Annotated in this window: 13 protein-coding genes; 9 read left to right on the top strand and 4 right to left on the bottom strand. The window is 48.4% G+C overall.

The genetic code is table 11. The annotated features are described in order from the left end of the window. Window positions 1–20 precede the first annotated feature (20 nt). Genes ACJA3I_RS08430 through ACJA3I_RS08420 form a run of 3 tightly spaced genes read left to right on the top strand, consistent with a single transcriptional unit; the run spans window position 21 to window position 2,054 of the window. The gene (locus tag ACJA3I_RS08430; protein WP_458862166.1) at window positions 21–473 is read left to right on the top strand and encodes a type IV pilus modification PilV family protein; all 453 of its coding nucleotides are present in this window, start codon (window positions 21–23) and stop codon (window positions 471–473) included. Between the two features lies 1 nt (window position 474). Then, window positions 475–990 carry a hypothetical protein gene (locus ACJA3I_RS08425; RefSeq protein WP_458862165.1) on the top strand — a complete coding sequence of 172 codons (516 nt, stop codon included), beginning with the start codon at window positions 475–477 and terminating at the stop codon, window positions 988–990. 5 nt (window positions 991–995) lie between these two features. Next, window positions 996–2,054 carry a type IV pilus twitching motility protein PilT gene (locus ACJA3I_RS08420; protein WP_458862164.1) on the top strand — a complete coding sequence of 353 codons (1,059 nt, stop codon included), beginning with the start codon at window positions 996–998 and terminating at the stop codon, window positions 2,052–2,054. An 87-nt stretch (window positions 2,055–2,141) separates the two neighbouring features. Here ACJA3I_RS08420 and ACJA3I_RS08415 read toward each other — a convergent pair whose 3' ends face one another. Both ACJA3I_RS08415 and ACJA3I_RS08410 read right to left on the bottom strand, forming a co-directional pair. After that, window positions 2,142–3,749, bottom strand: a complete 1,608-nt coding sequence (locus ACJA3I_RS08415; protein ID WP_458862163.1) for a SulP family inorganic anion transporter — start codon at window positions 3,747–3,749, stop codon at window positions 2,142–2,144. Between the two features lie 213 nt (window positions 3,750–3,962). Beyond that, entirely contained in the window at window positions 3,963–6,473 is a 2,511-nt protein-coding gene (locus ACJA3I_RS08410) for a M14 family metallopeptidase (protein ID WP_458862162.1), read from the bottom strand. 160 nt (window positions 6,474–6,633) lie between these two features. Here ACJA3I_RS08410 and ACJA3I_RS08405 point away from each other — a divergent pair, with 160 nt between their 5' ends. Then, on the top strand, window positions 6,634–7,227 hold the full coding sequence (locus ACJA3I_RS08405) for a hypothetical protein (protein ID WP_458862161.1): 594 nt from the start codon (window positions 6,634–6,636) through the stop codon (window positions 7,225–7,227). Here the strand turns inward: ACJA3I_RS08405 and ACJA3I_RS08400 are convergent. Beyond that, a complete protein-coding gene (locus ACJA3I_RS08400) occupies window positions 7,159–8,307 on the bottom strand; it encodes a tyrosine recombinase XerC (protein ID WP_458862160.1) in 1,149 nt (382 codons plus the stop codon). The two genes, ACJA3I_RS08405 and ACJA3I_RS08400, sit on opposite strands and share 69 nt — an antisense overlap. Window positions 8,308–8,534: 227 nt before the next feature. Here ACJA3I_RS08400 and ACJA3I_RS08395 point away from each other — a divergent pair, with 227 nt between their 5' ends. Then, window positions 8,535–9,395, top strand: a complete 861-nt coding sequence (locus tag ACJA3I_RS08395; RefSeq protein ID WP_458862159.1) for an AraC family transcriptional regulator — start codon at window positions 8,535–8,537, stop codon at window positions 9,393–9,395. A gap of 72 nt (window positions 9,396–9,467) precedes the next feature. Here ACJA3I_RS08395 and ACJA3I_RS08390 read toward each other — a convergent pair whose 3' ends face one another. Continuing rightward, window positions 9,468–10,256: a ZIP family metal transporter gene (locus ACJA3I_RS08390; protein ID WP_458862158.1), complete on the bottom strand. Its 789-nt coding sequence runs from the start codon at window positions 10,254–10,256 to the stop codon at window positions 9,468–9,470. A gap of 1,080 nt (window positions 10,257–11,336) precedes the next feature. Here ACJA3I_RS08390 and ACJA3I_RS08385 point away from each other — a divergent pair. The 4 genes from ACJA3I_RS08385 to ACJA3I_RS08370 all read left to right on the top strand — a co-directional run bounded on the left by ACJA3I_RS08385 (window position 11,337) and on the right by ACJA3I_RS08370 (window position 16,266). Then, window positions 11,337–13,298, top strand: a complete 1,962-nt coding sequence (locus ACJA3I_RS08385; RefSeq protein ID WP_458862157.1) for a peptide ABC transporter substrate-binding protein — start codon at window positions 11,337–11,339, stop codon at window positions 13,296–13,298. A 63-nt stretch (window positions 13,299–13,361) separates the two neighbouring features. Beyond that, complete coding sequence (locus ACJA3I_RS08380) at window positions 13,362–14,255, top strand: ABC transporter permease (RefSeq protein ID WP_458862156.1); 894 nt, start codon at window positions 13,362–13,364, stop codon at window positions 14,253–14,255. Further along, a complete protein-coding gene (locus ACJA3I_RS08375; RefSeq protein ID WP_458862155.1) occupies window positions 14,255–15,205 on the top strand; it encodes an ABC transporter permease in 951 nt (316 codons plus the stop codon). The genes ACJA3I_RS08380 and ACJA3I_RS08375 overlap by 1 nt, the downstream gene beginning before the upstream one ends. A 20-nt stretch (window positions 15,206–15,225) precedes the next feature. After that, a complete protein-coding gene (locus tag ACJA3I_RS08370; RefSeq protein WP_458862154.1) occupies window positions 15,226–16,266 on the top strand; it encodes an ABC transporter ATP-binding protein in 1,041 nt (346 codons plus the stop codon). The last annotated feature ends 5 nt before the right edge of the window (window positions 16,267–16,271 follow it).

Here is a 16,271-nt window from a genome sequence, read left to right as displayed (position 1 = left end):
ATGAAACGGAGTTGAGATCTTTGCAGAAAAAAGATAACCAGAGGGCGGGCGCGCCTTTGGTGGAAATCATCTTGACCGTTGGCATTTTTGCCCTTTGCAGCGTTGTGATCATTCGTCTGTTTCTGGGGGCGCATTATGCGGCGGTTTATTCAAAAGATTTAAATATCGCCATTGTTCAGGCGCAAAGCATCATCGAACAGCTGAAAAGCGATGAACCGATGGAAGAGGTTTTTGCAAAAAGCGGCTTTGCGGAGGATGGCAAAAACAGCTATTCGAAAGAATATGACGGAAATTGGGCGGCCGATTCGGAAAACGCGGTATATCGCGCGGTGGTGAAAGTGACCCAAAGCGACGACGGCATGTGCCGGATTGCGGTGAAGTATGAGCGCTTGAAGGCATATCCTTTTTTGAAGGAAGCGCGAAAAGAAATTTTGAATATGAACGCGGCGCAGTATAGACGGGAGGCGGCATAGGATGAAGCAAAAAGGCCGTTCTATCAATATCAACGCCGGCGGCATTTCCGTTATGATGATCGTGGTGGTCTTATGCCTTTCCGTTTTTGCGGCGCTTTCGGTTTCTTCGGCTTATGCCGATCTGCGGTTGGCCGATAAAATGAAAGCCACCACCACGGAATATTATAAGGCCGACGCCGAAGCTCAGGAAAAAATCGCGGAAACCGATGCGGTGATCGCCGACGCGGGGCAAAAAGCCCAGGGCGATGAAGCGTTTTTGGGCCTGATAAGACAAAGGGCCGTGAACGAATATGGCATGCAGGTGGAAGAAGAGGAAGGGGCGCTTCACATCAGTTTTGAAGTTCCCGTGGGCTCTGAACAGCTGCTGAAAGTGAAGCTCTATACCTGCCTGGATCTGCTGGGGCAGGGGCGCTATGCCATCGAAGAATATCAAGTGGTCAGAAAGACCGATGAAAATTATTCGGAAAAGCCACTGGATGTGTGGGATGGTTCGCAGCGGCAACTGGAGGGAAAATAAAATCTATGGAGATGCAGGATTATCTCAAGGCCGCGGCCGCTGAAAAAGCATCGGATATCTTTATCATCCCGGGTTCGCCGGTGGCGTTTAAGATCAACGGGGTTATTTTTCCACGGGGAGAAACCAAAGCTTCTTCTGAAGAAACGCAAAGGCTGATGACGCAGCTTTATGAAATCGCGCAGCGTGACGGTTTGCAAAAACTGCTGGAAACAGGCGACGACGATTATTCGTTTTCCATGCACGAAGTGGGCAGATTTCGCGTGAATGCCTATAAACAGAGAGGCTCGCTTTCCGCCGTTATCCGCGTGGTTCCTTTCGGGCTGCCCGACCCTGTTGAACTGGGCATTCCCCAGGTCGTGCTGGATCTGCATAAACGGACGAAAGGTCTTGTGCTTGTCACAGGCCCCGCGGGCAGCGGAAAATCCACCACGCTGGCCTGCATCATCGATAAGATCAATCAAACGCGCAATTGCCATGTGCTGACCTTGGAAGACCCCATCGAATTTTTACACCGGCATAACAAAAGCATTGTCAGCCAGCGCGAAATCAGCATGGATACCAAAGATTATGTCAGCGCGCTGAAAGCCGCCATGCGCCAATCGCCCGATGTGATCCTGGTGGGTGAAATGCGCGACCTGGCTACTATTGAAGTGGCGATGACAGCCGCCGAAACCGGCCATCTGGTGCTTTCCACTCTGCATACGATCGGGGCGGCCAACACCATCGACCGCATCATCGATGTTTTCTCCGCCAACCAGCAGCAGCAGATCCGCGTGCAGCTGGCCATGGTGCTGGAAGCGGTGGTTTGTCAGCATCTGATTCCTTCTGAAACCAAGGGCAGAGCCGCGGCTTTTGAGGTGATGATCGCCAATAACGCCGTTCGAACCCTGATCAGAGATGCCAAGCTGCATCAGATGGATAGCTTGATTTTCTCAAGCGCCGATCAGGGAATGATGACCATGGATTCCAGCATTTTAAAACTGTGGCAGGAAGGCGCGATCACCAAAGAAGATGCGCTGCTGTATGCCTCTGCGCCCGATGCTCTGGCGCGCCAGATGAAGTGAAACCGCAGTGAAAGTCAAAACCAAAAAATAAAAGATCCCCGCCGTTTTCAAGTTTTGAAAACGACGGGGATCTTGTTTTATATGCCCTTATGAAGCAGAGCCGCAAAGCTTGGCCTGATAAGCGTTTTCGGCATCATCGATGGTTTCGAAGAAACAATCATCACCCAGAAGGGCGGGGATATCCGCACGCTGCATCATTACCTTTGTTTTGGGCGGAATGCCGCACAAGCTGATGGAAACACCCTGCTTTTGCAAATTGGCAAACAGCTCAAGCAAAATTTGCGCGCCGGAAATATCCAGCAGGGAAACGCGGGTCATGGAAAGGATCAGATGCTTTTCATCATGCAGGTGAGAAGAAATCTCATCCAACGCATCGGTGTTGGCAAAAACGATGGGGCCTGTCACATGGGCGATCATTGTGCCGATGGAGCTTTCATCGTCATAGATGACCTCCATTTTAGAAAGCTTCGCAATCAGCAGGATCAGCGAAACGCCCACGCCCACAAGGATGGCCACCGTCAGATCAAAAACAATGGTGGCGATCATGGTAACACAGAATTTCAGAATGGCGCCTTTGAACTTATGGGAAAAAATAAAACGGATGGATTCCCAATCGTTCATCCGCCATGCGGTCACCATCAGCACACCGGCAAGGGCGGAAAGCGGGATCTTCGACATTACAGGGCTTAACAGGAACATAGAGATCAACAGCCCCACGGCATGGAATACGCCGGTCAGGCGTGTCTGTGCGCCGGATTTGATGGCGACGCTGGTGCGCGCGATCGCAGCAGTGGCGGGAATGCCGCCGAAGAAGGGGATCAACAGATTGCCAACGCCCTGGGCGATGAGTTCCTGGTCGCCATCCAGGCGTTTGCCTGTCATTTTGCCGGCGCTCGCGCCGCAGAGCAGGCTTTCGATCATGCCCAGCATGGCGATCGAGAAGGCCGGCGCCAGCAGATGCAGCGCGGTGGAAGGCTTCATCGCGGCCAAAGTGAGTCTTTGGGCGGGAATCAGCGTTTTGGGGATCTCGCCCACCATTTTTACATCTAAATCAAGCGCCAGAGAAACGGCGGTGGCCAGAATGATCGCAACCAGCGAAGCCGGCACAACAGCACCCCATTTCTTTGGGAAGAAAACCATCAGAAGCAAAACGCCAAGGCCAATGGCAAGGGCGGGAATGCTGGGAGAAAACCCGAGAGAGCCATAGCTGAGAAGCTTTGCAACGGCACTGGAACCTTTTGAAGTGACACCGAAGAAATTATCAACCTGTCCAAGAGCGATAATCACGGCGATGCCCGAAGTGAAGCCTGTGATCACAGGCGCGGGAATGAAAGAAACCAGGCGGCCCAAACGAAAAATGCCCGCCAACAGCAGGATGATGCCCGCCAGAAAAGTTGCCAGAAAGACGCCTTCGATCTGGTAATTGGCGATGATCGACATCAGAATTGCCGCCATCGCCCCTGTCGGGCCGGAAATTTGATAGAACCCGCCCGAAAGCATGCTCATGATCAGGCCCGCAATGATCGCGGTGATGAGGCCGGAAGCTGCGGTCGCTCCGCTGCTGACACCGAAAGCCAAAGCCAGCGGCAAAGCAACTGCGGTGACCGTAAGGCCCGCCATCAGATCTTTCGCCAGGCTGCTTCCGTGGTACCCTGCAAATTCGTTTTGCAGAGAAGCGGTAAAGCGTTTTAACATGAAAAAACCCCCACAAAAATATTGTTAAATTGTATGGAACGAATGTGTCATACTTTATTAGTTTAACAGAAGTGCGGGGGATGGGCAAGGCAAATGGGGGGAATTCATTGAAAACAGGCGAAAGTAACGAAAATAAGACCGATTTCATGGCCAAAAAGATAAAAAAGCCCGGCTTTTTTAAAGAAAAGCCGGGCCAAAGCTGCGCAGGATCTGTTATTTCAGGTTTTTGTAAAGCGCGTTGAACACCATTTTAAAAGTTCCATGGGTCTGGCAGCGATGCTGAGGCGCAAAGCCATAGAGCACCACATCGCCTTTGCCGCAGGCCACCGAGAGCAGAGCGGGTGTGCCGGCGATCAATTCTTCACCCACCAGCAGGCCGCTTTGAAGCACATCCTTCTGCGCGTAATCTGCACAGGAAACATAATCGGCGGCGTGGAAGCGCTCGCTGATTTCAAAAACGGGGCCATCCCAATGAAGCGCCAGCGCGTTTTCCGGCATGCCGTAGCAGAGCGGGTTCTGGCGGTCTACCTTGATTTTCAGGGTGGAACCGTGGGTATTGAACTGAGATAAAGGCAGGCCGGCGGCTTTATTTGTCACGCGGAGATCACAGGCTTTGATGGCATAGGCGCAGGCTTTGTTGAAAGCCATCAGGCGGCCGCCGCGGCGAACGAATTCGGCGATCTTTTTTGTGCCTTCTTCACCGAGGGCGCTTTGCTTATCTTCGGGCTGAATGCCTACCCACAGCATCAGGTTGTCATATTGCGGGTCGTTTTTGAAATATTGCGGGCCATAAAGCATTGCCAGCTCATCACTGGGCAGCACCAGCGCATCAACATCCTCCAGAGCGCCCGATAAAATATCTTTATCGCGCAGAGTTTTATAAGAATATTCCATCGTATCGAGCAGCAGTCTGCTCCAGCCTTCATCGGCGTTGCCGGTGTAATAGCGCTGATAAACGCCGATCTTCATCGGGCGGATCTCCGTCATATCCGCATAGGGCTGATCCACCGTGCGAACAATGGCGTTCGTTTTTGTGAAGATCTCATTGAGCTTTTCCGCATCGCCTTCCACATAAAAATCATGATAGGGGCAGGCGTTGATGCGCCATACGCGCAGGCCGCTTTGCAAAAGCAGGTTGACGGCATGATAGCTGTCGTTGGCTTTGGCCGAAAGCACATAGCCCCTGGTCTGGGGGAATGCGGCGGGCGCCGGGCAGGGAACGCGGCATACAACAGGGCCGAGATCGGCGATCTTTTCATTGGCGGGGATGATCTCCATGCCCATATATTCGCCCACGGTATCGGAAGCGGTATCAAACGCCGTGAATTCGCCTTTTTTGTTTCTTGTCCAATCATTGTCAGGGTAGCGCGTTTGCGCCAGCAGATTCATCACAACGCCCATCTTAGGCTGTGCAAGGGGGATAATGTAGGAATTTTTCGGATAGACCACATGGCCGCAAAGGAACTCTTCCTGCTTTTGATGCAGCTCAATGCCTTGATCCAGCAGAATTTTGATGAAGCGGCGCATCACGCCCTGATCGTATTGATCGGCGGGCAGAATGAAAGCCTGAATGGGGTTTTCTTCGCCGCGTTTCGTTTGGCGCAGCGCTTTCTGCGTCATATTGAACAAGATCTGCTTTCTGTTTTTTGCCATGGTATCAAGCACCGTATAGGCAGCGAAATATTGGCGCTTCACAATATCGCCCAGATGCCACCAGCCGCCGGGCCATGGGTCGGTATGCTGCACCTGTTGGCCATAAAACGGCGTGGCCTGATCGCCATCGCCCTTTAACTGGGTGGGGTGGATGTAAAGCGGGGAAGCCAGGCGGGCGGAAGCCGATTCGCTGAGCATACCCGCGATATTATGGCTGTTGGTGATCCAATGATAGCCATAATGGCCCCAGCCGGGGAATTGCGACATCATCGAAATGCCGCTGAGGTTTTCCTGCTCCATGCGGTAGCACATGTTGGCGCCATAAAGCGAAAGTTCGTTCCAGACCAGCGGATCGGTATAGGGGCGAACGGGGTTCTTATAAGGCGGCACAAACAGGCGGGCGCCATAGCTGCCCATGTGATGATGGTCAAAATAACTTTGCGGATTCCATTCTTTAAACAGGATATCGCCCATATATTGAGATTCCACGATATTATGCGCGAAGGCATCGCGGTTGTTATCGTGGCCGGTATATTTATGATAGAGGGAGGGATAATTGCAGCCTTCATATTCCGTGCCGAGGTTTTTATTATACCAATCGGTCACCATGATCTGGCCGTCGGGATTAAAGCAGGGAACCATGACGAACACGACATTTTCACGGATGCGGCAGATCTCTTCGTTTTCGCCTGTAATCAGATCATAGGCAAGCTGCGGCGCCATTTGCGTGCCGCCGATTTCCGTGGCATGCAGGCTCATCGAATGAACGCTGACGGCTTTGCCGTTTTCAACGAGCTTTTGGATCTCTTCTTTTGAAAGGCCGCGCGGATCTGCGATCTTGGCGTTGTTTTGGCGGATCTCTTCCAGGTGTTTGAAATTATCTTCCGAGGTGATCACTACTTTTAAAAACGGATTGCCTTCGGTGGAGGGGCCCATTTCGGTAACGGAGATGCGATCGGATTGAGAATCGAGAAGCTTATAATATTCCACGATTTTATCCCAACGAGCAATTTTGTAATCGGAACCGAGTTCAAAACCAAAAAATTCTTTGGGGGAAGTGACCGGATTCATATTTGAGACCTCCTAATAATAGTTTAGTGTATAGGTGTTGAACCAATACAAGCTTAATATATCACTATTCCACCGAAAAAACAAATAAAAAGAACTCGAAATTGGTTAATATATCCAAAAAACGACAAGAAATGATAAAATCAGGAAGCGAGGAATGTTTATGGTTAGAAAATGGCAAAGAAAAACAGCAATGCAGACCCACCATTCGGGGGGCGCTTTGCTGTTTTTTACGCTGCTGTTGGTGGCGGGCATGGCGGCGGGGGCATATTATGCCATCAAATTCCCCGCCAAAAGCATAGAGCCCTGGCAGGTCCGCCGCGGGTTCCGCTGTTTTCTTTTTTTGTTCTGGCGCGGGCTGCGCTTTCTTTTGCCCATTGCCATTGTGGCGTTTTTTCGCATCGGCGTGGTGGCGATTCCCTGTCTTTTTGTGGCGAAAGGCGTTTGCGACGCGGTTTCGATCACCAATCTGCTTTTATGCTATGGAAAAACGGGGCTGGCCGCTTCACTGCTGGCGCAAAGCAGCCTGATGTTCATCACGACCTTTGCCATGCTGTTGCTGGCGCTGCCCGCATATCGTATGTGCGGGATGCTGGCATCGGTGCCCAAGGGGAACGGGGTGTTTTTAAAGCTCCCTCCAGACCGGGCTTATGGGTTCGGCGTGGCTGCTTCGCTTCTGGTGCTGGCGTTATTCTCGTTTTTCGGCTGTTTCGTTTTTCCCTTCCTCTGGCAGACCGCTGTCGGGCTCATCGGGTGAACCGTGGGCTTCTTTCATAGCTTCGGCTTCGGCGGCTTCCAAAGTTGCTTCTTCTGCCAGCGCATTCTTTCGGCGGTTCAGAAGCGGTTTTTCCACATTGGCCAGAGGGCTTTGCATGGCGGCAAATTTCAAGTTTTCATCGGTGATATGGGTGTAGATCATGGTGGTATCAAGGTTTTCATGGCCCAAAACCTCTTTAAGGGTCCTCACATCCACGCCGTTTTGATACATCAGGGTGGCGGCGGTATGGCGCAGCTTATGCACGGAATAATTTTTGCCGCCAAGGCCGGCGTGCTCCAGCTGTTGATAAACGATCCATTTTACGGTTTGTGCGCTGATGCGCCGCCCAAGGCGGCTGATGAACAGGGCGGGGGCGAATTCCGGTTTTGGCTTGATGCGATGGGGCAGGTAAGCTTCGATGGCATCGCGGCAGGCCTGGTTGAGATAAACGACCCGCTCTTTGTTGCCTTTGCCCAGAACGCGCAGGGTATCCTCGCGATAATCCCCCACATTCAGCCCCACCAGCTCTGAAACTCGCAGCCCGCAATTCAAAAACAAAGTGATCATGCAATAATCACGCTCGGGATAATCGCTTTCGATATTTTCCAATAAATCAAGGCTCTCTTTCAAGGTCAAAAACCGGGGGAGGGCCTGTTTTGTTTTGGGGTAATCTAAATTCTGAACAGGGTTGTGTTCCAGTTTTCCCGCTTTATCGGTGAGATAGCGGAAAAACACCCTCAGCGCGGAAACTTTTCTGGCGCGCGCTTTGGCGCCGTTGCCATAGGGGGTAGAAGGGCTCTTATGATACTTGGGCCGGTCTTTGCTGGCAAACCCCAGAAAATCATAAACATCCGTCAGCGTGACAGATTGGATCAGCGGCAGATCCACCGAATCGATGCTGATCTCATCAAAAGGGGTCTGGGAAGAAACCAACCCGCGCTTTTGCAGGATATAGCGAAAAAACATCCGAAGATCCAGATAATATTCTTCACAGGTCTGATGGGATTTCCCTTTGATGGTTTCCATATAAGTTAAAAAGTTGCGCAGCTCGGCGGGCGCTTCTTGGCGATAATCGATCATAGGAAACACGCTGTCCTTTCCGTTCGGGTCATATAATCATTGAAACGATAATTCTATTATACCTTTTCAAAGGGGATTCTTCAACAAAAGCGTTCGCGAAGCGGCACAAGGTTGTTTTCGGCCACGCGGCATGATACAATGATTCAAAATCAGACAAATTTTGGCTGAAAAAATCGGGAAAGCTTTTTCGGGGCGTGATAAACTGAAAAGCGTAAGAGGTGATGCGGATGGAATGGATGGAAACGATCGATAAGGCCATTGGCTATATTGAAAGCCATTTGACGGAAGACCTGAAAGCGGAAGATGTGGCCGCAAGCGTTCATATCTCGCCGTTTTATTTCCTGAAAGGGTTTTCGATGCTTTGCGGTTATTCGGTGAGCGAATATATTCGCAGCCGCCGTTTGGCTTTGGCCGGGCATGATCTTCTTTGCGGGGAGGAAAAGATCCTTGAGATCGCGCTGAAGTATGGCTATGATTCACCGGATAGCTTTACAAAAGCCTTCACGCGCTTTCATGGCGTTACACCGGCCATGGCGCGCAAAGAAGAAGTGATGTTGAAATCTTTTGCGCCGCTGAAAATCAAATTGAGTTTGGAAGGTGGTTATTTGATGGAATACAAAATCATCAAAAAAGAAGCGTTTGATGTGATGGGCGCTTCAAAAAAATTCGGTTATGAAAACGCCAAAAGTGAGATCCCGAAGTTTTGGAAACAGCATTTTGAAGCGGGAAACGGCAAATTCGTTTGCGGAACATATGGCATAAACATCGATGAAAACATGGGCGGGAAAGAATTTGAATATCTGATCGCCGACCCTTATCAGCCCGAAAAAGAGGTTCCCCAAGGTTTTGTGATCAAAACCATCCCCGCTTTCACCTGGGCGGTATTCCCCTGCAAGGGGCCGATGCCCGCGTCGATGCAGCAGGTGAACAAAAAAATCTTTTCCGAATGGCTGCCGCTTTGCAAAGAATATGAATTCGCGGCGGGATATTGTGTGGAGCTGTATGAAGATCCGATGAAATATCCCAAAGGCACAGAAGATGAAAATTATTATTCGGAGATTTGGATTCCGGTAAAATCAAAAGCATAGCGGTGAAAAACGGCAATAAAAAACCTTCAGGGCGCATCAGCCCTGAAGGTTTTTTATTTGAAATTTTGAAGATCAACCCAAAGCAACATCCAGAAACATCATCAGCGCAAAGCCCAGCGCAGTGCCGATGGTGGCGAGGTTGGAATGTTCGCCGGCCTGGGCTTCGGGGATCAGTTCTTCCACCACCACATAGATCATGGCGCCCGCTGCGAAGGAAAGGATATAAGGCAGAACAGGGGTCACAAAAGAGGTGAGAAGAATGGTCACGGCGGCTCCGATGGGTTCCACAACACCGGAAAGAAAGCCATAAGTAAAAGCTTTCGGCTTGGAAATGCCGGTGCTCACCAAAGGCATGGAGATAATGGCGCCTTCGGGAAAATTCTGAATGGCGATGCCGATGGCCAGCGCGAAAGCCCCCGCGGTGGTGATGACGCTTCCGCCGGAAAGCATGCCGGCCAGCACAACGCCCACGGCCATTCCTTCCGGAATGTTATGCAGCGTGACCGCCAGCACCAGCATCAGCGATTTGCCAAGGCCGCTGGGCTTGCCTTCGGGGGTTTCGGAATGAAGGTGGAGATGGGGGATGATCGTATCAAGCAAAAGCAAAAAGCCGATGCCGATCAGAAACCCCACCACGGCGGGCAGCCATGAGATGCCGCCGGCGGCTTCTGTCATTTCGATGGAAGGGATGAGAAGCGACCATACCGAGGCCGCGATCATCACACCCGAAGCAAACCCCAAAAGGATTTTTTGAAGCGACGCGCTCATTTCTTTTTTCAAAAAGAACACCATTGCCGCCCCAAGGGTCGTGCCGGCGAACGGAATGGCGATGCCAACTAATATTTTTAAAGTATCGTTCATATGTCTTTCTCCGTCTGATCTTTATAGTTTGATTTGCGATTTTCCCACTGCTTTTAAAAATATCATTTTTAGGAAATCTGAACATAGCGTATCATAAGAATCACGATTTTTCAAGGCAGGGCAGAGGGGCAAAAAGAGATGATAGAACGGAAAGATCCTAAGAACGAAAAAGCAGAGGCTAACTGACCGAGAACGGCAATTGTCAGACGCAAAATCCTGCAAAAGGGTAAGATGGTAAACAATGAAGGAACTGGAAGAAAAAGATTCAAAAAAATAGTTAATTCACAGCAGAAAAAGGAAAATAACAAGACAAAAATATTCTAACAAAAATAGTTTACGCTGAAAATAGTTTATACACTTAAGTATAAAAATACAAAAAGCGTTAATAAGTGATCTCATGATATTATCCAGATTCATACAGAGAAAAATACAAAATGAAAAGTGAAAAAATTCCTTAGCCGAAAGAAATTAAAAAAATTTTTTCCAACGGCAATAAAAAGAAAAATTATCAGAAAAATATTGAAATTAAACTGATATTTTGAGCATAGTGCTAATAAATTTAATTAAAAGTAAAACAAAAATTCCATAAACCAACGGGATAAAACAGATGTATCGGAAAAATATCAACAATATTCAGCTTACTGTTATTGGATATTAATAAATTAAAAATAGTAATGAAATGTTCTGTTCACAATTACTTTTCGGCATATTTATATGCAGAAAAAAATCAGCAAAAATACTTTAAAAAATTAAAGCAAAAATCAAAAAACTATAATAATAATATAGCAAAAGAACGAAAAAATAACAGAATAGCAAATGCTGCCATCTCTATATTGTGTAAAATGCATATTAAATATTTTAAAAAATATAAAACAATGTGCATGTTGACAAAGAATGTGAATTCTGCTATCCTACTTGTGGCAAAACATAATATGCAATGGCTAATATTTTGAAATGTTTGAAATGGCATTTTAAGGTTAGCATGCAATGTGAGCCATGCTGATCTTGCCATTACATATAAAGGCAAACAGCAAAAAAAGACACTGCCAAAAGGCAGGTAAGCAAAAGAGGAGGAGAAACATGAAAAAGAAAACTTTTTCAAGAGTGATTGCGTTGGCAATGGCAACCACGATGGTGCTGAGTGGCTGCACCTCATCGAAAAACGGTGGAAGCTCTGAAGGAACAGACAGCAAAAACGCAATCAAAGACTATGTGGGCTACAAAATTTCTTCCAGAGAGCTGGAAACCTTCAACATGCTCTATTCGCAGAGAGCAGAAGATTTCGAGAACCTCACAAACCTGTGGGATGGTCTGCTCGAAGTTGACAATCTTGGCAAACTGGTACCCTGCATCGCAGAAAAATGGGAAACAAAAGACAATGGCTTAACATGGACATTTAAGATTCGCGACGGTGTGAAGTGGGTCGACATGGAAGGCAAAGAAAAAGCAGATTGCGACGCCAATGACTTCGCGACCGGCCTTGAATGGATCCTCAACTTCCACAAGAATGATTCGAGCAACACTTCGATGCCTATTGAAATGATCAAGGGCGCGTCGGAATACTATGAATATACAAAAACACTGAGCAAAGAAGAAGCTGTCAAGCTGACAGCCGAAAAGGGCAGCAAGTTCGCCGAAATGGTCGGCTGCGAAGTGCCCGATAAGAACACAGTCGTTTACACCTGTGTTACTGAAAAGCCCTATTTCGATACACTGGCTTCTTATGTGGCCCTGTATCCGATCTCTCAGAAACTGATCGACGAACTGGGTGTTGACGGCGTTAAGGCCATGAATAACACAAACATGTGGTATAATGGCTGCTACACCATGACTTCCTACATCCAGGGCAACGAAAAAGTCTTCACAAAGAACCCCATGTATTGGGATAAAAAATGCACAAGATTCGATACAGCCACCTATAAGATGGTCGAATCCGCCGATGTGGCTTTCCAGCTGTATGAAGCCGGCGAACTGGATTATGTTTCTTTGGCAGAAGGCAACGCCAAAACCATCATTGAAAACAAAGACAACAAATACAATAAGTATGTGATCCCCGATGTCGCATCGAAGTATTCCTACCAGATGCATATCAACTATGATAAGCATAAGGAAGACGGCACACCCGATGTGAACTGGAACACAGCCGTTGCAAACGAAGCTTTCCGCAAAGCTTGGTATTACGGCTTGGATCTGACAGAATACAATAAGAGAACCAACATGCTCAATCCCGTAGCGCTGCAGAATAACTTCTACACCATGGAAGGTCTGGTTTATACTTCCGACGGTAAAGACTATGTAGAGCTGGTAAGAGATAAACTGGGTCTGCCCGCAAAAGACGACACCAAGATGATCCGTGTTGACAAAACAAAGGCTGAGAAATATAAGAAACAGGCCATGGAAGAGCTGACAAAGCTTGGCGTAACCTTCCCCGTGGAACTGGATCATTATATCAAGAGTGGTAACCAAGTTGCTTTGGATAGCGCCACCGTTCTGCAGAACTGCTTCAAGCAGAGCCTGGGCGATGACTTTATCAAATTAAACATCAAAACATATGTTTCCAGCTTGTCTAAAGAAGTTCGCGATCCCAGATTGCAGAGCATCATGAACAACGGCTGGGGCGCTGACTACGGCGATCCTATGAACTATCTGGGCCAGGAAATGCTGGATAACGACAACGCCTGGTATACAAAGGCTTATTCTCATGCTGACGAACTGAAAGAAGACGCAACAAACAAAGACCTGATCGCAGCTTATAAAGAATATACCTCTCTCGTCAAGAAGGCTGATGCCATCACAGACGATATGGATAAGCGTTATGATGCTTTTGCGAAAGCCGAAGCCTTTATGCTTGATCATGCTCTCGTGATCCCCATGAACTATAACAGAGGCCTGGCATTGGGCAAAGTTGACAACAGCTCCAGAATGAACGCAATGTTCGGCTGCTGCAACGACAAAATGAAGAACTGGAAAACTTCTGTAGACGGCTATACTACAGAGCAGGCTGAAAAAAGCGCAGCAGCGCTGGCAGCTGAAAAGAAATAACCGCTGATGTTAAAGTATACTGTAAAAAGACTGTTACAATCACTTGTAACAGTCTTGATAATTGTGACGATCGTCTTCTTGCTGCTTCGCATGCTGCCTACCGATTATTATTTCACCGAAGATCAATTGATGAAATTATCGGATGAACAGCGCGAGGAGCAGCTTGAGGCGGCAGGGCTTTTAGATCCTATACCGGTTCAGTTACTTCGTTTTTATGGCCAATTGCTTCGTTTTGATTTCGGTCAATCGCGAAGAATTCAAAACGGCGTACCTGTTGTGGATGTGATCGGGAGCAAATTCGAGGTTTCGATGAAAATGGGCCTGATTTCCGTGGGCATCTCGCTGGTTCTGGGCGTGCTGATGGGAATTTTCCAAACGCGCCACAAGGATCGGCTGGGGGACCATGTGGGCATCGCCTACACTATTTTTGTCAATGCCGTTCCAGCTATTGTTTCTTATTCACTCGTTTTGGTTTTTGGTTCACGAGTGCTGGGGCTGCCATCCTTATATTCCACACGAAATGTGGGAATGTCGAGCATTTTGCCGATCGTCTGCTTATCCTTAGGCTCGATCGCGTGGTATGCTTTGTGGATGCGCCGCTATATGATTGATGAAATCAATAAGGAATATATCAAGCTGGCGAAAATCAAAGGTTTATCCACAAAAACAATCATGGTCAAACATATTCTGCGTAACGCATATGTGCCCCTTGCGCAATATCTGCCCGGGTCACTGATGCTTACGATCAGCGGTTCGCTGCTGGTTGAACGCTTCTTCTCCGTTCCGGGGATGGGGCCGCTTCTGACAGACGCGATCAACCGTTATGACACGAGCGTTGTTCAGACACTGGTCGTTCTTTATTCTGTTTTGAGTATTATGGGCGTTTTCCTGGGCGATGTTCTGATGATGCTTGTTGACCCGAGAATCAGATTGACAAGTAAGGGAGGTACGAGATAGTGGAAGTTCATAAGAATGATACCGAGCAAAAGATCGAGAATGAAGATGAACTTTTTCATTTTGTCGAATATTCTCCTGATGCGGCCGAGATGACCGGCTATTCAGATTATTCCTATTGGAAGTCGGTATTCCAGAATTTCTTTAAGAAAAAGGCTGCTGTTATTTTAAGCATTGTATTTTTTGCACTTGTCATCTTCTCGTTTGTCGCGCTGAAGATCGGCAAGTATGATTATCAGGCTTTGGTTCCCGACAGCGCAAACGCGTTTATCAGTCCGAACAATGAATATTGGTTCGGCACAGATAACCTTGGGCGCGATTTCTGGTGCCAGGTTTGGTATGCTTCGCAGACATCCATCAAGCTGGCGCTGATCGTTGCTCTGGGCGAATGCATTCTGGGCGTTATCATCGGCTGCCTCTGGGGCTATGTCAGAAAGCTGGATCGCCTGATCACCGAGATTTATAACATCATCCACACTGTGCCAATGATCATTTATATGACATTGATCGCGCTGATGATCGGCCAGAGCTTCACGATCATGTGTGTTTCACTGATTGCGTTCAACTGGCTTGTGATGGCGAGAAATGTTAGAAACCTCGTTTTGATGTATCGCGACAGAGAGTATAACCTGGCTTCCAGAACACTGGGAACGCCGGTATGGCGCATCTTGGCCAAAAACATTCTGCCGTATTTGGTCAGTGTGATCATCCTGCGCCTTGCGCTGGCAATCCCCGGCACAATCAGCCTGGAATCCACGCTGTCTTATTTAGGCTTGGGCCTGGATGTCAACACACCTTCTCTGGGCATTCTGCTGCGTAATGCAAGAGCTTATTTCTTGGATTACCCGTATCTGCTCGTTTTCCCCGCAGTTATCGTTTCTATTATTACTATTACATTCTATCTTGTCGGCAACGCATTTTCTGACGCGTCTGACCCGAGAAACCACGTATAAAGAACAGGAGGGATACACATATGGCGAAGGAACCAATATTATCTGCTAAAGATGTGGAAATCCAGTTCAGTTTGCGTGGACGCAAGTTGACGGCAATCAGAAAATGTTCGCTGGATTTATACGAAGGAGAGACACTGGCAATCGTCGGTGAATCAGGTTCCGGAAAATCGGTTTTCACAAAATCTTTTATTGGGATGTTAGATGCCAACGGCAAGATCATCGGCGGCTCTATCATGTATGATGGCGAGGATATTTCGAAGTATAACACTGAGAAAAAGTGGATGAAGATCCGCGGTAAAAAAATTGCCATGGTCATGCAGGACCCGATGACCTCACTCAACCCCTTGAAAAAGATCGGAAAACAGATCGAAGAAAGTATTGAACTGCACCAGGGCTTAAAGGGTGCTGAAGCAAAAAAAGAAGCCATTGAGATGCTGAAAAAGGTTGGCATCCCCGATGCGGAACGCCGCTATGAGCAATATCCCCATGAATTTTCGGGTGGTATGCGTCAGCGCGTGGTAATCGCCATCGCGGTTGCCTGCCGTCCGCAGATCTTGATTTGCGATGAACCCACCACGGCGCTGGATGTGACCATCCAGGCGCAGATCCTTGACCTGATCCGCAACCTGCAGGCAGAGCTGCACATGACGGTTATCTATATCACCCATGACCTTGGCGTTGTGGCGAATGTAGCCGATCGCGTGGCGGTTATGTATGCGGGCCAAATCGTGGAATATGGCTTGGTAAATGAAATCTTCTATGATGCATGGCACCCCTATACATGGGCGCTGCTGTCTTCCTTGCCCCAGCTGGGCATTAAAGGCCAAGAGCTTCCCTCGATTGAAGGAACGCCGCCGAACCTGTTCAATGTGATCAAAGGCGATGCCTTTGCCCCCAGAAACAAGCAGGCGCTGGCCATCGATTTCCAGAAAGAACCCCCGTTCTTTGCAGTTTCCGAAACTCACAAGGCGAAAACATGGTATTTGGACCCGCGTGCTCCGAAAATCGAGCAGCCGGAAGCCGTGCGTCGTCTGCGTGAAAAAATGAGAGCAAGGGGGTAATAACA

The sequence above is a fragment of the Acidaminobacterium chupaoyuni genome (genome assembly GCF_047936785.1).
Taxonomy (GTDB): Bacteria; Bacillota; Clostridia; order Oscillospirales; family Butyricicoccaceae; genus Acidaminobacterium; species Acidaminobacterium chupaoyuni.
Note: the sequence above shows the minus strand (reverse complement) of the source record. Positions and strands in the feature narration are given on the sequence as shown.

Bases quoted from the DNA above. Each gene is read 5' to 3' on its own strand.
- ACJA3I_RS08385 (WP_458862157.1), top strand. From the start codon at position 11,337: ATGAAAAAGAAAACTTTTTCAAGAGTGATTGCGTTGGCAATGGCAACC.
- ACJA3I_RS08410 (WP_458862162.1), bottom strand. From the start codon at position 6,473: ATGAATCCGGTCACTTCCCCCAAAGAATTTTTTGGTTTTGAACTCGGT.
- ACJA3I_RS08420 (WP_458862164.1), top strand. From the start codon at position 996: ATGGAGATGCAGGATTATCTCAAGGCCGCGGCCGCTGAAAAAGCATCG.
- ACJA3I_RS08400 (WP_458862160.1), bottom strand. From the start codon at position 8,307: ATGATCGATTATCGCCAAGAAGCGCCCGCCGAGCTGCGCAACTTTTTA.
- ACJA3I_RS08370 (WP_458862154.1), top strand. From the start codon at position 15,226: ATGGCGAAGGAACCAATATTATCTGCTAAAGATGTGGAAATCCAGTTC.
- ACJA3I_RS08425 (WP_458862165.1), top strand. From the start codon at position 475: ATGAAGCAAAAAGGCCGTTCTATCAATATCAACGCCGGCGGCATTTCC.
- ACJA3I_RS08405 (WP_458862161.1), top strand. From the start codon at position 6,634: ATGGTTAGAAAATGGCAAAGAAAAACAGCAATGCAGACCCACCATTCG.
- ACJA3I_RS08415 (WP_458862163.1), bottom strand. From the start codon at position 3,749: ATGTTAAAACGCTTTACCGCTTCTCTGCAAAACGAATTTGCAGGGTAC.
- ACJA3I_RS08390 (WP_458862158.1), bottom strand. From the start codon at position 10,256: ATGAACGATACTTTAAAAATATTAGTTGGCATCGCCATTCCGTTCGCC.
- ACJA3I_RS08395 (WP_458862159.1), top strand. From the start codon at position 8,535: ATGGAATGGATGGAAACGATCGATAAGGCCATTGGCTATATTGAAAGC.